Origin of the sequence: Mycobacterium sp. (assembly GCF_051006775.1) — a bacterium.
In the GTDB taxonomy this organism is placed as follows: Bacteria; Actinomycetota; Actinomycetes; order Mycobacteriales; family Mycobacteriaceae; genus Mycobacterium.
On record NZ_JBPCSX010000177.1, the window covers coordinates 1 to 16,776 of the forward strand.

Consider the following 16,776-nt stretch of genomic DNA (forward strand, 5'->3'; position numbering starts at 1 on the left):
TGCTGGGTGGACAGCACCACGGTGTCCAGCCGGATCGGAGTGGTGCCCTCGTACTGGATGGTCACCTGGGTCTTGCCGTCCGGGCGCAGATACGGCAGCTTGCCGTTCTTGCGGACCTCGGACAACCGGCGGGCGAGCCGGTGCGCCATGGCGATCGGCAGCGGCATCAACTCGGGAGTGTCCCGGATGGCGTAGCCGAACATCAGGCCCTGGTCTCCGGCACCCTGGGCGTCCAGCGGGTCCCGCTCCCCCTCGACCCGCGACTCGTAGGCCTCGTCGACACCCTTGGCGATATCCGGGGACTGCCGGCCGATACCGACGTTGACCCCGCAGGACGCCCCGTCAAAGCCCTTCTCCGAGGAGTCGTAGCCGATCTCGAGGATGCGTTGCCGGACGGTGTCGGTGATATCGGCGAAGGCCTCCTTGGCCGAGGTCGTCACCTCACCGACAACGTGCACCTGACCGGTGGTCACCAGCGTCTCCACCGCAACGCGAGACGTCGGGTCCGCCGCCAGCAGCGAGTCGAGGATCGAGTCACTGATCGCGTCACAGATCTTGTCGGGGTGTCCTTCGGTCACCGACTCACTGGTGAACAGCCGACCGTTGTCGCTCACAATTTCCCCTTCGCTGAACTTCCGATCAAATCCTATTAACCCGGGCTGACACCGACGGTCGCCGGGTGAACGCTATCCCTCGCGGCGGCGAAGGAACGCTGCGACCGCGTCCACGATACGGCTCGCCATCAGAGTCTTCGAACCGTGCTCAAGGGTCACCTCGGTTCCATCGGCACCCAGCAGCCAGCCGTCATTGCTGTCCACCTCGAAGGCCCGTCCGTCCCCGACCGCATTGACCACCAAGAGGTCGCAAGCCTTGCGCTGGAGCTTTGCCCGGGCGTGGAACAACACATCGCCCTGGGCGTCACCGGTCTCGGCGGCGAACCCGACGATGACGGCCATATTCGGCAGTTGGCCGTCGGAACGCTGCCGTACCGCACCGGCCAGCACATCGTCGGTGCGCACCATGTCCACCGAGTAGCCCTCGGTGGCATCGGCGGTCTTCTTGATCTTGCTGGTCGCCACCTGCACAGGCCGGAAGTCGGCCACCGCGGCCGCCATCACCAGCACGTTCGCATCCGGGGCGTGCTTGGAGACCGCCTCGTGCATCTGAGCGGCCGATGCCACCCGCACGACCTCGACGCCGGCCGGGTCAGCCAGGCCGGCGGTGTTACCGGCGATCAGCGTGACCTCGGCACCGCGCTGTGCTGCCACCCTGGCCACCGCATAACCCTGTTTTCCGGAACTGCGGTTACCGATGAACCGGACCGGATCCAGGGCTTCCCGAGTGCCACCGGCGGTGATCACGACCTTCACCCCGGCCAGATCGAACGGCAGCGCATCGCCGCGGGCCAGGAGCAGCTCGGCGAAGGCGGCGATCTCCTCGGGCTCGGGGAGCCGGCCCGGGCCGCTGTCAGAACCGGTGAGCCTCCCGGCGGCAGGTTCGAGCACCACCGTGCCGCGGCGGCGCAGGGTGGCGACGTTCTCCGAGGTGGCGGCGTGCTGCCACATCTCGGTGTGCATGGCCGGGGCGAAGAGCACCGGGCAGCGCGCCGTCAGCAGCGTCGCGGTCAACAGATCATCGGCGCGGCCGGCCGCGGCGCGGGCCAACAGGTCTGCGGTCGCCGGAGCGACCACCACCAGATCGGCTTCCTGACCCAACCGGACATGCGGGACTTCGGGGACATCCTCGAAGACCCCGGTGCGCACGGGATGACCGGACAGCGCCTCGAAGGTAGCCGCACCGACGAATCGCAACGCCGACTCGGTGGGCACTACTCGAACGTCATGGCCGGCTTCACCGAGCTGACGAACCAGTGAGCACGCCTTGTACGCGGCGATGCCACCGGCGACGCCGACGATGATCCGCTTGGGAGTCATGGCAGACCCGTGCCGGACGTGCTATTCGCCTTCGGTGTGCTCAAGCAGGTCGGCGTGGATCTCGCGCAGCGCGATCGACAGGGGCTTCTCCTGCAGGCCCGGCTCGACCAGCGGGCCGACGTACTCGAGGATGCCGTCACCGAGCTGGTTGTAATAGTCGTTGATCTGACGCGCGCGCTTGGCGGCATAGATCACCAGCGCGTACTTGCTGGAGACCCGATCGAGGAGCTCGTCGATCGGCGGATTGGTGATGCCCAGCGGGGTGTCGTAGGCGGTCGCGGCACCGGGGGCCGGATCGTAATGATCCGAAGTGATAGTCACGTAGAACGTCTCCTGGCGGATTGAGGTGGGTTCACGCCGGCCTCGGCGCTCATCAAGGCGTGCTGCCCACCAGCAACGATACCAATTCAGCGCATGCCGATTCCAATTGGTTGTTCACAACGACCCTGTCGAACTCCCCCTGAGCGGCCAGTTCGGCCTCCGCAGTGGCCAGTCGCCGGGCTATGACCTCGGGCGTTTCGGTTCCCCGGCCAACCAGTCGCTGCTCCAACTCGTCCCAACTCGGCGGGGCAAGGAACACCGTCAGGACCTCGGGCAGGGCCGCTTTGACCGCCCGGGCACCGGCCAGGTCGACCTCGATCAGGACGGGCCTGCCCGCCGCCGCGGCGGCGGCGACCGGTTCGGCGAGCGTGCCCGACCGGTGCAGTCCGCCGTGGATATCGGCCCACTCCAACATCGCACCGCTGTCGATGAGCCCCTGGAACTTTTCCGGGGTTACGAAGTGATAATCAACGCCTTCGACTTCGCCCGGCCGCGGTGAGCGGGTGGTCGCCGAGACGCTGAAGTGAAGATCGGGCACCTGCTGGCGCAACCGACGCACGACTGTCGACTTACCGACGGCAGAAGGGCCGGACAGCACGAGCACACGACCTCGTGTACCCACACCGTCCGGCCCGTCGCCGACATTCATCGGCCTGCCTGGGGAAAGGTTCAGGCGAACTTTTCCAGCAGAGCCTTGCGCTGACGATCGCCGAGGCCGCGCAGACGGCGGGTCGGCGCGATCTCCAGCTCAGTCATGATCTCCTGCGCCTTGACCTTGCCGACCTTGGGCAGGGCCTCCAGCAGCGCGGAAACTTTCATCTTGCCGAAGACCTCGTTGGTCTCGGCGTCCTTGAGCACCTGTGCCAGGTTCGTGCCACCGCGCTTGAGCCGATCCTTAAGCTCTGCGCGTGCACGACGTGCTTCGGCAGCCTTTTGCAGGGCTGCGGCGCGCTGCTCATCGGTCAACTGGGGAAGGGCCACGGTTTCCTCCGTCTCGTTTCCATTTCTGGACCATCAATGTTGTGCCTGGGCCGGGTTCTTCAGCCAGCGACGACGACCGTACCCACGCTGTCGGACGAAATCTAACCCGCCCCCCTGCTTCCAGCGGTAAAGCCGCAGCACAGGACCGCCTCAGAGCCCCAATACCGTCCGTTGTGGCGCCGTGTCGGGCTCGGATCGGCCGACGCCGGTGAAAATCGGCATAATTGCCGTCTAGCTGCGCTTATGTACCCATATCGGGTCAGGAAACAGGGTCCCGAGCGGCGTCTTGTCGGCCCGGCGGCAAAGTCCGGCCCGCAATTTCAGCCCAATTCCACCGAAACGGCGTGTCGCGCGTGTCGCCGGGCCGAATCAGGCCAGATAGGCGACCGCGTCGCGCAGCCTTTCACCGGCCGCCCGGACCGCAGCGGCGTCCGGCCCGGCCTGCAGGACCTCACGCGAAACCGCCGGCAGCAGTTGGCCCGGTTGTGCCCCACCGAGGCCGCCGAGGGCGTCGGGCCGCCCGCCCTGTGCGCCCACCCCGGGCACCAGCACCGGTCCGGCCAGCGCGCTCACATCGGGCACCGCGGCGCCGAGGGTGGCACCGATGACGACGCCGACGGATCCGAGTTCGGTTGTGGCAGAACCGTTCACCGCAGCCGCATCGTCCACGATCGACTGCGCGACGGTGCGCCCGGCGGCGATCGCGCGCTGGACGGAAGCGCCTTCGGGATTGGACGTGGCGGCCAGGACGAAAACTCCCCGACCGTTGGCGGCCGCCAGGTCAATCAAGGGGGCCAGTGAGCCGAAACCCAGATACGGCGAGGCGGTCACCGCGTCGGCCGCCAGCGGCCCCTGGCCCACCCAGGCTTCGGCGTAGGCGGCCATCGTCGAGCCGATATCGCCGCGCTTGGCATCGGCGAGCACCAGCGCCCCGGCTTCCTGCAGCGCTGCCGTGGTGCGCTCCAGCACGGCGAAACCCCGTGAGCCGTAAGCCTCGAAGAACGCCACCTGAGGTTTGACGATCGCGAATCCGACCGGGCCTGAGGTGTACGCCTGCACGCAGATATCGCAGAACCGGGCCAGGCCCTCGGCGTCGATCGACAGGCCCCAGGCCCGCATCAGTTCCGGATGCGGGTCGATCCCGACGCACAGCGGCCCCCGCGCGGCGATCGCGGCCGCCAACCGGCTGCCGAACCCCATCGCTCAGGCCTCGCCGAGCGTGGCGTGCAACTCCTGCAGGGAGCGCACGTCGATATCGCCGCGAATGGCCGCCTCGATGCCCTGGACGGCGGCCGAGGCGCCCTGCACCGTGGTGATGCAGGGAATGTTCATCGACACTGCCGCCGACCGGATCTCGTAGCCGTCGATACGCGGCCCGGAGTTGCCGTACGGGGTGTTGACCACCATGTTGACCTCGCCGGCGTTGATCGCGTCGATCGCCGTCATCGCAGGGCGCCCCTCGCCCGGATCCTCGAAATGCTTGCGCACCACCTCGCATGGAATTCCGTTGCGGCGCAACATCTCAGCTGTGCCGTCGGTAGCGAGCACACGGAAACCCAGATCCGCCAGGCGCTTCACCGGGAAGACCAGGGAGCGCTTATCTCGGTTGGCCACCGACACGAACACCGTGCCCGACATCGGCAGGGAACCGTAGGCCGCGGTCTGGCTCTTTGCGAATGCGGAGCCGAAGTCGTGGTCGATACCCATCACCTCGCCGGTGGATTTCATCTCCGGGCCGAGCAGGGAGTCGACACCGGAACCGTCCGCCCGGCGGAACCGCCGGAACGGCAGCACCGCCTCCTTGACCGCGACCGGGGCGTTGCGGTGCGGGCTGGAGCCGTCGCCGGACTTCACCAGCAGACCCTCCTGGCGAAGCTGGGAGATGCTGGCGCCCAGCATGATCCGCGCGCAGGCCTTCGCCAGCGGTATCGCGGTGGCCTTGGAGACGAACGGCACCGTCCGGCTGGCGCGCGGGTTGGCCTCCAGCACGTAGAGCACATCGTCCTTGAGCGCGTACTGCACGTTGAGCAGTCCGACCACTCCCACGCCGTGCGCAATGGCCTCGGTCGCTCGGCGCACGGCCTCGATATCGCTGCGGCCCAGGGTGACCGGCGGCAGCGCGCAGGCGGAATCACCGGAGTGGATACCGGCCTCCTCGATGTGCTCCATGATCCCGCCGATGTAGACCTCGGTGCCGTCACAGAGCGCATCGACGTCGATCTCGATGGCATCTTCGAGGAAGCGGTCGACCAGCACCGGATGCTCCGGTGAGAGCTGGGTGGCCCGGGTGATGTACCCGTGCAACGTCTTCTCGTCGTAGACGATCTCCATCCCGCGCCCGCCCAGCACGTAGGACGGCCGCACCAGCACCGGATAGCCGATCGTCGCGGCGATCTCGCGGGCCTCCTCGAAACTGGTGGCCAGGCCGAACCTCGGGGCCGGAAGGCCCGCGTTGACCAGCACCTGCCCGAACCGTCCACGATCCTCGGCCAGGTCGATGGCCTCGGGTTTGGTGCCCACGATCGGCACCCCCGCGGCTTCGAGCCGGTGCGCCAGACCCAGCGGGGTCTGCCCGCCGAGTTGGACGATCACCCCGACCACGCCGGGACCACCTTCACCGGAGATGGCCTCGGCGCGGTAGACCTCCAGGACGTCCTCGAAGGTCAGCGGTTCGAAGTACAGCCGGTCGGCGGTGTCGTAATCGGTCGAGACGGTCTCGGGATTGCAGTTGACCATGACGGTCTCGAAACCGACCTCCGAGAGTGTGGTGGCCGCATGCACACAGCTGTAGTCGAATTCGATGCCCTGCCCGATGCGGTTGGGCCCCGAACCCAGGATCAGCACCTTGGGTCTGTCGGTCTGCGCAGCCACCTCTGTCTCAGCCGCCGGATCCAGCTCGTAGCTGGAGTAGTGGTACGGCGTCTTCGCCTCGAACTCCGCGGCGCAGGTGTCGACGGTCTTGAACACCGGATGAATGCCCAGCCGCTGACGCAGCGTGCGAACACCTGATTCACCGGCCAGTTCGGGTCGGAGCGCGGCGATCTGGCGATCCGACAGTCCGCTGTGCTTGCAGCGGCGCAGCAGTTCGGCGTCGAGCACCGGCGCCTCGACCAGCTCGGCCCGCAGCGCCACCAAGCGCAAGATCTGATCGACGAACCAGGGGTCCACGCCGGAGGCCTCGGCCACCTGCTCGACGGTCGCACCCAGCCGCAGCGCCAGTTCGATGTCATAGAGCCGGCCCTCGGTGGGGGTTCGCAACCGGGTCAGCACATCGTCGACCCAGCCGTCATCGTCGGGCTGGGTCCAGAACCCGGCCTTGGTGGTCTCCAGGGACCGCATGACCTTGCCGAGTGCCTCAATGAAGTTGCGGCCCAACGACATCGCCTCGCCGACTGACTTCATTGTGGTGGTAAGGGTGGGGTCTGCGCCCGGGAACTTCTCGAATGCGAACCGCGGCGCCTTGACTACGACGTAGTCCAGTGTCGGCTCGAAACAGGCCGGGGTCTCTCGGGTGATGTCGTTGATGATCTCGTCGAGGGTGTACCCGATGGCCAGCTTGGCAGCCATCTTGGCGATCGGGAACCCGGTGGCCTTCGAGGCCAGCGCCGAGGACCGCGAGACGCGCGGGTTCATCTCGATGACGATGAGCCGGCCGTCTTTGGGGTCGACGGCGAACTGGATATTGCAGCCACCGGTGTCCACACCGACCTCGCGCAGGATCGCGATGCCCAGGTCGCGCATTTTCTGGTACTCGCGGTCAGTGAGCGTCATGGCTGGGGCGACGGTCACCGAGTCCCCGGTGTGCACGCCCATCGGATCGAAGTTTTCGATCGAGCAGACCACCACGACGTTGTCCTTGAGGTCACGCATCAGCTCGAGTTCGTATTCCTTCCAGCCGTAGATCGACTCCTCGATCAGCACGTTGGCCGACGGCGAGGCGGCCAAGCCCTCCCCTGCCATCCGCTCCACCTCGTCGGGCGTGTAGGCCATACCGGAGCCGAGTCCACCCATGGTGAAAGAAGGGCGTACGACGACGGGCAGGCCCAGTTCGGCGACAGTCTCGCGGACCTCCGCCATGGTGTAACAGACTGCGCTCCGGGCGGATTCGCCGCCGACCTTGGCGACGATGTCCTTGAACTTCTGGCGGTCTTCACCGCGCTGGATGGCGTCGAAGTCCGCGCCGATCAGTTCTACGTTGTAGCGCTCGAGTGCGCCGTTCTCGTGCAGTGCGACGGCGGTGTTCAACGCGGTCTGCCCGCCGAGGGTGGGCAGCAGGGCATCGATGGGATTCCCGCGCGCCGCCTGCTGGGCAAGCACCTTCTCGACGAAATCCGCGGTGATCGGCTCGACGTAAGTGAAGTCGGCGTACTCCGGGTCGGTCATGATCGTGGCCGGATTGGAGTTCACCAGGCTCACGGTCAGACCCTCGGCGCGCAGCACCCGGCACGCCTGGGTGCCGGAGTAGTCGAACTCGCAGGCCTGCCCGATCACGATCGGCCCCGACCCGATGACCAGGACATGCTTGAGATCGGTGCGGCGTGGCATTTATTGCTCCCTCATCCCCGCGCGAGCGTGCGCGGACGTACACCTGGTGCGGCGTGTCGGCGTGCCGACACGCACGCTCACGACAGATGGCGGGCTCATTTGGTGCCCTCCATCAGATCGACGAACTGGTCGAACAGGTAGTTGGCGTCGTGCGGGCCGGCCGCCGCCTCGGGGTGGTACTGCACCGAGAACGCCCGCCCGCTGACAAGTTTCACGCCTTCGACCACACCGTCATTGGCGCAGGTGTGACTGACCATGGCCGGCCCGAACTCGGTGTCGAACACCTCACCGGCTTCGCCTTCGAGGGCGAACCCGTGATTCTGTGCCGTGATGGCGACCCGGCCGGTCGCGTGGTCCATCACCGGGATGTTGATACCGCGGTGACCGAACACCATCTTGTAGGTGGCGCGACCGAGCGCCCTGCCGAGGATCTGGTTGCCGAAGCAGATGCCGAACAGTGGGATACCCGCACCGAGCACTGCGCGCGTGACGGCCACCACCCGGTCGGCCGTGGCCGGATCACCGGGCCCGTTGGACAGGAACACCCCGTCCGGTTCGAGAGCGGCGATCTGCTCGAAACTCGCCGTCGAGGGCAGCACGTGAGTGCGGATACCCCGCGATGCAAAGTTACGCGGGGTGTTGGTCTTGATACCGAGGTCAAGCGCGGCGACGGTGAATCGTTGCGGTCCTTGCGGTTCCACGATGTAACTGTCATCGGTGCTCACCTCACCGCACAGGTCAGCACCGAGCATCGAGGGCTGGTTGCGTACCCGCTGCAGCAATTCGTCGTCGTCGGCCAACGCGGGTCCGGAGAACACCCCGGCCTTCATCGACCCGGCAGTGCGCAGATGCCGCACGATCGCGCGGGTGTCCACATCGGCGATACCGACGATGTTCTGCCGGATCAGTTCATCGTCGAGGGTTCCGGTGGCACGCCAGTTCGAGGCCCGCGGGGACGCGTCGCGGACGACGTAGCCGGCCACCCAGATCTTGTCGCCGCGACTCTCGCCGTCCTCACGATTCCAGCCCGTGTTGCCGATCTGCGGCGCGGTGGCGACCACGATCTGCCGGTGGTAGCTGGGGTCGGTCAGGGTCTCCTGATAGCCGGACATCCCGGTGGAGAACACCGCCTCGCCGAGGGTCTGGCCGAGGGCGCCGAATGGCGTGCCGGTATAGGCGCGCCCGTCCTCGAGCACCAGCACGGCCTTGGGTCGGGTCACGCTGCTTCTCCTATCGGTTGAGCCATCCATTGGGCGTAGTCGCGGCTGTCGTCGCCGCGGAATCCGGTGTCGATTTCGGTGCCCGACGGCAGCCGCCAGCGGATCACCAGGATCGCCCCACCGGATCCGTCCTGCCCGGCAGGCCGGCCCGGGATGACCTTGCCGGCCAGTGCCCGTTCGGCGCGGACGCCCGCGATGGCGGCCCTCGCCATCCAGATCGGCCCGGCGCCGGAGCGTTCCATCAGCACACCCTCGGGGTAGCAGGTGAGGACCGCCTTGGACCGGTAACCCAGATCGCCGACGGTCACCCGTTCGAGCCACCGCAGCGCGATGGTGCTGCCGACGTAGAGCCCGCAGGTGGGGGCGAAGACGGCCGGGCCGACGAGATCGGGCATCGTGGGCATGGTGCCGATCAACTCGGTCTGACGCAGTGTGCGGTTGCGCCATCCGCGCAACATCCGGCGGATCACCACGCCGATCAGCACGACGACGACGAATCCGAAGATGTACGTCCCGATCGCGGTGCCAGTGTTCATCCGAGCAGGGCCCCGCCGTCCCGGGCGGTGATCCGACCGCGCAGCAGTGTCGCTGTCACGGTGGCCGGCAGCGTCATGGCCTGATACGGGGTGTTGGCCGATCGGCTCGCCAGCGCCGGGCCGTCGACGGCCCAGCTGCCGGCCGGGTCGACGACCACCAGGTTGGCGGGCTCACCCACCTCCAGCGGACGACCCTGATCATCGAGACCGACGATGCGGGCCGGGTTCTCGCTCATCACCCTGGCGACACCGCGCCAGTCCAGCAGTCCGGTGGAGACCATGGTCGCGGCCACCACCGACAGCGCGGTCTGCAGCCCAAGCATGCCGGGCCGGGCCCGGCTGAACTCGCAGCACTTCTCCTGCTCGGCGTGGGGGGCGTGGTCGGTGGCCACGCAGTCGATCACACCGTCGGCCAGGGCCTGGCGCAGCGCCTGGGTGTCGGAGGCCTCACGCAGCGGCGGGTTCACCCGGTTGACGCCGTCATAGCTGGACAACCGGCTGTCATCGAGCATCAGATGGTGCGGGGTGACCTCGGCGGTGATCGAGATCCCCTGCTGCTTGGCCCATTTCAGGATCTCGACCGTGCCCTCGGTTGAGGCGTGACAGATATGCACCCGGGCGCCGGCATCGCGGGCCAGCAGTGCGTCGCGGGCCACGATGGACTCCTCGGCTGCCCGGGGCCAGCCGGCCAGACCCAGCCGCGCGGCGTTGGGCCCCTCGTGGGCCACCGCGCCCACGGTCAGCCGCGGCTCCTCGGCATGCTGGGCGATCAGCACGCCCAACCCCGCGGCGTATTCCAGGGCCCGGCGCATGACCAACGGGTCGGCCACACAGACCCCGTCGTCGGAGAACAGTCGCACCCGCGCGACACCGGCGTGCATCAGACCCATCTCGGTGAGTTGGGTGCCGTGGAGTCCTACCGTCACCGCGCCGACCGGATGGACGTCCACCAGTCCGACTTGCTGACCTCTGCGCCAGACATGGTCGGTGACCACCGGTGTGTCCGCGACGGGATCGGTGTTGGCCATCGCGAACACCGCGGTGAAGCCACCCAGCGCCGCTGCGGCCGAACCGGTTGCGATGTCCTCGGCGTACTCCCGGCCGGGCTCACGCAGGTGGGTGTGCAGATCGACCAGACCGGGTAGCAGCACCTGGCCGGTCGCGTCGATCATCTCGGCACCCTTGGGCGCCTTGAGCCCGGTTCCGATCTCGGCGATCTGACCGTCTGCGGTCAGCACGTCGACCGGATCACCCTCGCCGTAGAGCCGGACACCTTTGATCAGCACCGGAGTCATACGCTCACCGCCTCATCGGTTCCGAGCAGAAGGTGGAACAGCACCGCCATCCGCACATGCACTCCGTTGGAAACCTGTTGCAGCACAGCCGATTGCGATGAATCCGGAACGGAGAAGGAGATCTCCATACCCCGCAGCATCGGACCGGGATGCAGCACCACAGCATGCTCGGGCAGCATCGCCTGGCGACGCTCGGAGAGGCCGTAGCGCATCGAGTACTCGCGTTCGGAAGGGAAGAATCCACCGTTCATCCGCTCGGCCTGGACGCGCAGCATCATCACCGCATCGGCGGAGGGCAGTTCGGCGTCGAGGTCGCCAGAGACGGTCGCGTTCCCCCAGTCGCTCACCCCGGTCGGCAGCAGAGTCGGCGGGGCCACCAGCACCACCTCGGCGCCGAGGGTGCCCAGCAGTGCCACGTTGGAGCGCGCCACCCGGCTGTGCAGGATGTCACCGACGATCACCACCCGCCGGCCCTCGATCTCGCCGAGGCGCTGCCTGATCGTGAGTGCGTCGAGAAGGGCCTGGGTGGGGTGCTCATGGGTGCCGTCCCCGGCATTGACCACGGACGGCCCGGAGCCGTCGGCCTCCAGGGTCCACTCCGCCAGCTGCTGGGCCGCACCCGATGCCGGGTGCCTGATGATCAGCATGTCCGCACCCGCGGCCCGCAGCGTGAGCGCGGTGTCGCGCAGCGACTCCCCCTTGGCCGCCGAGGAACCCGAGGAGCTGACGTTGATCACGTCGGCGCTCATCCACTTACCGGCCACCTCGAAGGACACCCGGGTGCGGGTGGAGTTCTCGTAGAACATCGTGATGATGGTGCGTCCGCGCAGGGTGGGCAGCTTCTTCACCTCGCGGCCCAGCAGGGCCTGACGGAACCGGTCGGCGTTGTCCAGGATCGCCGTGGCGTCGTCACGGTTCAGATCACTGGCCGACAGCAGGTGCCTCATCGAGCGGGACCTCCCTCCGGTGCGATCCAGATGCCCTCGACCTCGTCGTCCTCGGTAAGCCGGACCTTGACGTTCTCGCTGCGAGAGGTGGGGACGTTCTTGCCGACATAGTCGGCCCGCAACGGCAGTTCGCGGTGACCGCGATCGACCAGCACCGCCAGTTGGACCGCTCGCGGCCTGCCGATGTCGCGGAGCGCGTCCAGTGCGGACCGGACCGAACGGCCGGTGTAGAGCACGTCGTCGACCAGGATAACCAGCGCGCCGTCGATACCGCCGGTCGGGATGGAGGTGTCCTCCAGCGCACGCGGCGGTTTGAAGTCGAGATCGTCGCGGTAGAGCGTGATGTCCAGACCACCCCGGTCGACGGTGACGCCGGAGAACTCGTGGATCTTCCCGGCCAGCCGTTCAGCCAGGGTGACGCCGCGGGTGGGGATGCCCAGCAGGACCACCCGGGGCGCGTCGGCGCCATCCAGTGCGGTCTTCTCGATGATCTGGTGCGCGATTCGGGAAACGGTACGGGCGACGTCCGCAGCGGACATCAGTTCCCGGTCGTCGGCGCCCATGTACCGGACCTCCTTCTCCGCCTCGCGGGACGGTTCGTTAAAGGATGTCGATCTCGGGAAGCGTAGCATCGCGCCGATGAGCCTCGCCGACAACCGGTCCTCGATCGCCGAGGCCGTCGACGCCGGGCTGATCTCCGGCGCTGTGACGCTGGTGTGGCACCGGGGGAATGTGCTGCAGGTCAACGAGATCGGCCAGCGGGATGTCGAAGCCAGGCTGCCGATGCGGCGCGACACCATCTTCCGGATCGCCTCGATGACCAAGCCGGTGACCGTCGCCGCTGCCATGGCGCTGGTCGAGGAGGGCAGGCTCGCCCTGTCCGACCCTGTCACCCGCTGGCTGCCGGAGCTGTCCGACATGCGGGTTCTGGTCGACCCGAACGGCCCGCTGGACGCCACCGTCCCGGCTCATCGCCCGATCACCGTCGATGACCTGATGACCCATCGCAGCGGCCTGGCCTATTCGTTCTCGGTGGGCGGCCCGATCGCCCGGGCCTACGCCGGAGTCTCGCTGCGCCAGGATCAGGACCAGTGGCTCACCGAGGTGGCCGCACTGCCACTGGTGCATCAGCCCGGCGAACGGCTGACCTACAGTCATGCCACCGAGGTGCTGGGCATCCTGCTGTCGCGAATCGAGGGCAGGCCCCTGCAGACCGTGGTGTCCGAACGAATCCTCGAGCCGCTGGGCATGACCGACACGGGCTTCTTCATCGCTCCTGACAAACGCAACCGTGCCGCCACGATGTACCGGCTCGATGCCGACACCGGCCTGCAGCACGATGTGATGGGCCCGATCCCGGTGCAGGAACCGCGGTTCTGCCAGGGCGGCGCCAGCCTGGTATCCACCGCCGATGACTACCTCAAGTTCGCCCGGATGCTGCTCTCCGAGGGCATCCTGGATGGGACTCGGGTGCTCTCGCCGGAGTCGGTGACCGCAATGCGCACCGATCAGCTCAGCGAGGATCAGAAGCGCCACCCGTTCCTCGGAATGCCGTTCTGGATCGGCCGGGGCTTCGGCCTGAACCTGTCGGTGGTGACCGACCCGACGCGCTCGACGCAGCTGTTCGGGCCCGGCGGGGTGGGAACGTTCAGCTGGCCCGGGGCGTACGGAACCTGGTGGCAGGCCGATCCGTCCAACGATCTGATCCTGATCTACCTGATCCAGAACTATCCCGATTTCTCCGCCCCTGCAGCGGTGGTCGCGGGCAACACCGACATGGCGAAACTGCAATCCGCCCAACCGAAATTCATCCGCCGCAGTTACGCGGCGCTGGAGCTCTAGCCCGATTCCGATTCCGGCCGCCGGGCGGTGATGCACCACGACGCGGCAGGTATCGCGATCCCGTCCGGGCCGCGGTGATGCTCGAGCGCCTCGACGACGCCTGCGATGACCTCGACCCGAAGCGCCGCATCGGCCGCCAGGAAGGCGCCGCCGAGCGGTCCCGCGCTCAACACCCGTTCGGCCGCCGCCGTGCCGTCTCCTTCGAAGACGAAGGGTGCGTCCACCGATTGGATGTCGACGTCGACGAAACCGACGGCGGCCAACAGCGCCGCGGTGGCCTCAGGATCGGCCATCGAGAACGGCCCCGGAGCGCCGCCGGCCGGCAGTGCCGGCCGCGCGATACCGAGGATCTGCGTTGCCGTCGAGTTGGTCAGTGCCATCCACGGATTGCGATCCAGGTGCTGCCACACCGATGCGGCCAGCCGGCCGCCCGGGCGCATCGCCGCGAAAATATTGGCCAGCGCCTGCTTCGGATCGGGGAAGAACATCAGACCGAAGCGGGAGTGGACGGCATCGAACGGCTGGCCACCGCCCGCGACCCCGGCCAGATCAGCGGTGGCGACATCCGCTGCAACCGCCTCGCCGTGCACGCCCGCGGCGCTCAGTCGCCGGCCGGCGGCGGCGGCCATCTCAGGCACCAGGTCCACTGCCGCAACCCAGCCGTCGTGTCCGACCTCCGCGCCCAGCGCGACCGCGGAAATCCCAGGGCCGCAACCGAGATCGGCGACGCGTTCACCGGGCCGGGCGTTCAGCGCCACCCGGGCTGCCACCCCGTGCGGGCCCATGGAGAGGGACAATTCCTCGGCTTGGGCGTCCCAGACCGCGGCGAGCCTGCCGAAATGCTCACCGGCGTCGCCCATCGCCGCGCCGGGCTCCTGCCCTGGATCTTCGCCGGCAGCATCGCGCATCGCCTCGGACGCCGCCCGGATCTGCGGGGTCACCAGCATCAACTGGCCGAGAACGCCGTTGACGAAACCGGGCGACTCATCGGTGGACAGTTCCTTGGCGAGTTCGACGGCCTCGTCGACGGCGACGGGCTCCGGAACATCGTCGGCGTAGAGCAGTTCCCACACCGCGACCCGCAGAACCGCACGGTCTACGGCGGGTAGCCGGTCCAGCGTCCAGCCCTGCAAGTGCGCGGTGATCAGGTCATCGATCTGGGCGGCATGCTCTGTCACGCCACGCGCAACCGTCACGCTGTAGGAATTGAGTTGGGAAACCTCGGTGTTCGACTCCGCCAGTGCGGTGCGACCCTCGGCCACCTCGGCCGCGGAAAGACCGCGTGCCTCCGCCTCGAAGAGCAGGTCCACCGCACGCTTGCGGGCCTGGTGCCTGCCCTTCTCCGGCTTTCGGTCCGTCATTCCTAGTTGACGCGGCCTACGTAGCTGCCGTCGCGGGTGTCCACCTTCAGCTTGTCACCGGTGTTGATGAACAACGGAACCTGAATCTCCGCACCTGTCTCCAGCGTGGCCGGCTTGGTGCCGGCGCTGGACCGATCCCCCTGCAGCCCTGGCTCGGTGGAGGCGACGAGCACCTCGACGGTCACCGGCAGTTCCAGGTACAGCGGCGCGCCCTCGTTGAACGCGATCTGCACCGGCATGCTCTCCAGCAGGAAGTTCGCCGCATCACCGACCAGCTTCTCCGGCAGCGGATGCTGCTCGAAATCCTCGGAATCCATGAACACGAAGTCCGCGCCGTCGCGGTAGAGGTAGGTCGCGTCGCGGCGGTCCACGGTCGCGGTCTCCACCTTCACCCCGGCGTTATAGGTCTTGTCGACGACCTTTCCGGACAGCACGTTCTTGAGCTTGGTGCGGACGAAGGCCGGACCCTTGCCGGGCTTGACGTGCTGGAACTCGGTGATGGTCCACAGCTGGCCGTCGATGTTGAGCACGAGGCCGTTCTTGAAGTCGGCAGTAGATGCCACGGTGGGTCGTTCTCCTAGAGTGCGAGCGGACTACAGAGTTGCCCGGAGCTTACCTGTCGGTGTCCGATGCGGAATTTTCCGGTGACGCCCCGGTCCGCTTCCACAAACGCCGCCTACAGAACGGTCAACTCCTTGGGGAATCGCGTGAGCAACTCCGGGGCGCCCTCCCCGACCGCGAGGGTGTCCTCGATGCGTACCCCGCCGCGGCCGGGTAGGTACACCCCGGGTTCGACAGTCACCACCGAACCGGCGCGCAACGTCCCGGTGGCCGCAGCGCCGATCCCGGGGGCCTCGTGGATCTGCAGGCCGACCCCGTGGCCCAGGCCGTGGCCGAAATGGTCGCCGAAGCCGGCCTCGGTGATCACCTGGCGCGAGGCGCCGTCCACCTCGCGCAGCGCCGCCCCGGGCTTCAGTGCGGCCCGCCCGGCCCGCTGTGCCTCGGCCACCAGGGCGTAGATATCCCGCTGCCACTCCGACGCCGGACCCAGGACGAACGTGCGGGTCATATCGGAGTGGTAGCCGCTGACCAGGGCCCCGAAGTCGATCTTGACGAAATCACCGGCGCCCAGTTCGGCATCGGTGGGCCGGTGGTGCGGCACAGCGGAGTTCGCACCGGCGGCCACGATGGTCTCGAAGGAGGGACCGTCGGCGCCATGGTCGCGCATCAGCGACTCCAGGTCACGAGCCACCGCACGTTCGGTCCGGCCGGGCCGCAGACCGCCGCTGTCCACCAGTTCGGCCAGCGCCGTGTCGGCGGCCGCGCACGCCTGCCGCAGCAGCGCGACCTCGCCGGCGTCCTTGACCTCCCGGAGGCCCTCGACGGCGCCACCGGCACGAACCAGCGACGCGGCCGGATGCTCGGCCAGCCGCCGGGACAGCGTGTCGAAACCGTCCACCGTGACCACATGGCTCTCAAAACCGATTCGGCAACCGCCGTCGGCTACCGCCCGTCCGACCAGGTGGGGGCCACAGGCCCGCTCGATCACCGTCTCCAGCTCAGGGGCCTGCCGCGCCGCCTGGGTCAGGTAGCGCGAGTCGGTGGCCAGCACCGCAGGCGTGTCACCGGCGAACACCAGCAGGGCGGCGTTGGAGCCGGTGAAGCCGGACAAATACCGCACATTGACCAGGTCGCTGACCACCATGGCGTCGAGGTCGGCCGCGGCCAGTTTGGCGGCCAGCCGCGCCCGGCGTTGGGAATGTGTCACGGCCGGTGACGGTACTCGCTACGCTG

General features: G+C 67.8%; 16 protein-coding genes and 1 pseudogene. 1 reads left to right on the forward strand and 16 read right to left on the reverse strand.

Annotated elements, in window-relative coordinates:
* The 12 genes from ACR2JI_RS12825 to pyrR all read right to left on the reverse strand — a co-directional run.
* The coding region (locus tag ACR2JI_RS12825; protein ID WP_526390484.1) for an S-adenosylmethionine synthetase N-terminal domain-containing protein at positions 1 to 614 on the reverse strand (614 nt) is incomplete at its 3' end.
* A gap of 72 nt (positions 615 to 686) precedes the next feature.
* Complete coding sequence (gene coaBC, locus ACR2JI_RS12830; RefSeq protein WP_526390486.1) at positions 687 to 1,934, reverse strand: bifunctional phosphopantothenoylcysteine decarboxylase/phosphopantothenate--cysteine ligase CoaBC; 1,248 nt, start codon at positions 1,932 to 1,934, stop codon at positions 687 to 689.
* A 21-nt stretch (positions 1,935 to 1,955) separates the two neighbouring features.
* Positions 1,956 to 2,276, reverse strand: a complete 321-nt coding sequence (gene rpoZ / locus ACR2JI_RS12835; protein WP_526390601.1) for a DNA-directed RNA polymerase subunit omega — start codon at positions 2,274 to 2,276, stop codon at positions 1,956 to 1,958.
* 31 nt (positions 2,277 to 2,307) lie between these two features.
* Positions 2,308 to 2,904, reverse strand: coding sequence for a guanylate kinase (gene gmk, locus ACR2JI_RS12840; protein WP_526390488.1), 597 nt, complete (start codon positions 2,902 to 2,904; stop codon positions 2,308 to 2,310).
* Between the two features lie 20 nt (positions 2,905 to 2,924).
* On the reverse strand, positions 2,925 to 3,236 hold the full coding sequence (gene mihF, locus ACR2JI_RS12845; protein ID WP_526390490.1) for an integration host factor, actinobacterial type: 312 nt from the start codon (positions 3,234 to 3,236) through the stop codon (positions 2,925 to 2,927).
* A gap of 369 nt (positions 3,237 to 3,605) precedes the next feature.
* On the reverse strand, positions 3,606 to 4,436 hold the full coding sequence (gene pyrF, locus ACR2JI_RS12850) for an orotidine-5'-phosphate decarboxylase (protein WP_526390492.1): 831 nt from the start codon (positions 4,434 to 4,436) through the stop codon (positions 3,606 to 3,608).
* Between the two features lie 3 nt (positions 4,437 to 4,439).
* Positions 4,440 to 7,781: a carbamoyl-phosphate synthase large subunit gene (gene carB, locus ACR2JI_RS12855; protein WP_526390494.1), complete on the reverse strand. Its 3,342-nt coding sequence runs from the start codon at positions 7,779 to 7,781 to the stop codon at positions 4,440 to 4,442.
* Positions 7,782 to 7,876: 95 nt separating this feature from the next.
* On the reverse strand, positions 7,877 to 9,001 hold the full coding sequence (gene carA / locus ACR2JI_RS12860; RefSeq protein ID WP_526390496.1) for a glutamine-hydrolyzing carbamoyl-phosphate synthase small subunit: 1,125 nt from the start codon (positions 8,999 to 9,001) through the stop codon (positions 7,877 to 7,879).
* Complete coding sequence (locus ACR2JI_RS12865) at positions 8,998 to 9,537, reverse strand: PH-like domain-containing protein (RefSeq protein WP_526390498.1); 540 nt, start codon at positions 9,535 to 9,537, stop codon at positions 8,998 to 9,000. The genes carA and ACR2JI_RS12865 overlap by 4 nt, the downstream gene beginning before the upstream one ends.
* Entirely contained in the window at positions 9,534 to 10,832 is a 1,299-nt protein-coding gene (locus ACR2JI_RS12870) for a dihydroorotase (protein WP_526390500.1), read from the reverse strand. Before ACR2JI_RS12870 ends, ACR2JI_RS12865 begins: the two co-directional genes overlap by 4 nt.
* Positions 10,829 to 11,779: an aspartate carbamoyltransferase catalytic subunit gene (locus ACR2JI_RS12875; protein WP_526390502.1), complete on the reverse strand. Its 951-nt coding sequence runs from the start codon at positions 11,777 to 11,779 to the stop codon at positions 10,829 to 10,831. Before ACR2JI_RS12875 ends, ACR2JI_RS12870 begins: the two co-directional genes overlap by 4 nt.
* Positions 11,776 to 12,342, reverse strand: a complete 567-nt coding sequence (gene pyrR, locus ACR2JI_RS12880; RefSeq protein WP_526390504.1) for a bifunctional pyr operon transcriptional regulator/uracil phosphoribosyltransferase PyrR — start codon at positions 12,340 to 12,342, stop codon at positions 11,776 to 11,778. Before pyrR ends, ACR2JI_RS12875 begins: the two co-directional genes overlap by 4 nt.
* Before the next feature lie 76 nt (positions 12,343 to 12,418).
* Here pyrR and ACR2JI_RS12885 point away from each other — a divergent pair, with 76 nt between their 5' ends.
* Positions 12,419 to 13,621 (forward strand): serine hydrolase domain-containing protein, encoded by a 1,203-nt coding sequence (locus ACR2JI_RS12885; protein ID WP_526390506.1) that lies wholly within the window; start codon positions 12,419 to 12,421, stop codon positions 13,619 to 13,621.
* Here ACR2JI_RS12885 and ACR2JI_RS12890 read toward each other — a convergent pair.
* The 4 genes and pseudogenes from ACR2JI_RS12890 to ACR2JI_RS12905 all read right to left on the reverse strand — a co-directional run bounded on the left by ACR2JI_RS12890 (position 13,618) and on the right by ACR2JI_RS12905 (position 16,750).
* Positions 13,618 to 14,529 carry a class I SAM-dependent DNA methyltransferase gene (locus tag ACR2JI_RS12890; protein ID WP_526390603.1) on the reverse strand — a complete coding sequence of 304 codons (912 nt, stop codon included), beginning with the start codon at positions 14,527 to 14,529 and terminating at the stop codon, positions 13,618 to 13,620. The two genes, ACR2JI_RS12885 and ACR2JI_RS12890, sit on opposite strands and share 4 nt — an antisense overlap.
* A pseudogene (nusB, locus tag ACR2JI_RS12895) lies at positions 14,515 to 14,982 on the reverse strand (transcription antitermination factor NusB); the annotation flags it as partial. The gene ACR2JI_RS12890 and the pseudogene nusB, both read right to left, overlap by 15 nt.
* A gap of 2 nt (positions 14,983 to 14,984) precedes the next feature.
* Positions 14,985 to 15,545 (reverse strand): elongation factor P, encoded by a 561-nt coding sequence (gene efp, locus ACR2JI_RS12900; RefSeq protein ID WP_526390508.1) that lies wholly within the window; start codon positions 15,543 to 15,545, stop codon positions 14,985 to 14,987.
* Between the two features lie 113 nt (positions 15,546 to 15,658).
* Positions 15,659 to 16,750 (reverse strand): M24 family metallopeptidase, encoded by a 1,092-nt coding sequence (locus ACR2JI_RS12905; protein WP_526390510.1) that lies wholly within the window; start codon positions 16,748 to 16,750, stop codon positions 15,659 to 15,661.
* Positions 16,751 to 16,776 lie beyond the last annotated feature (26 nt).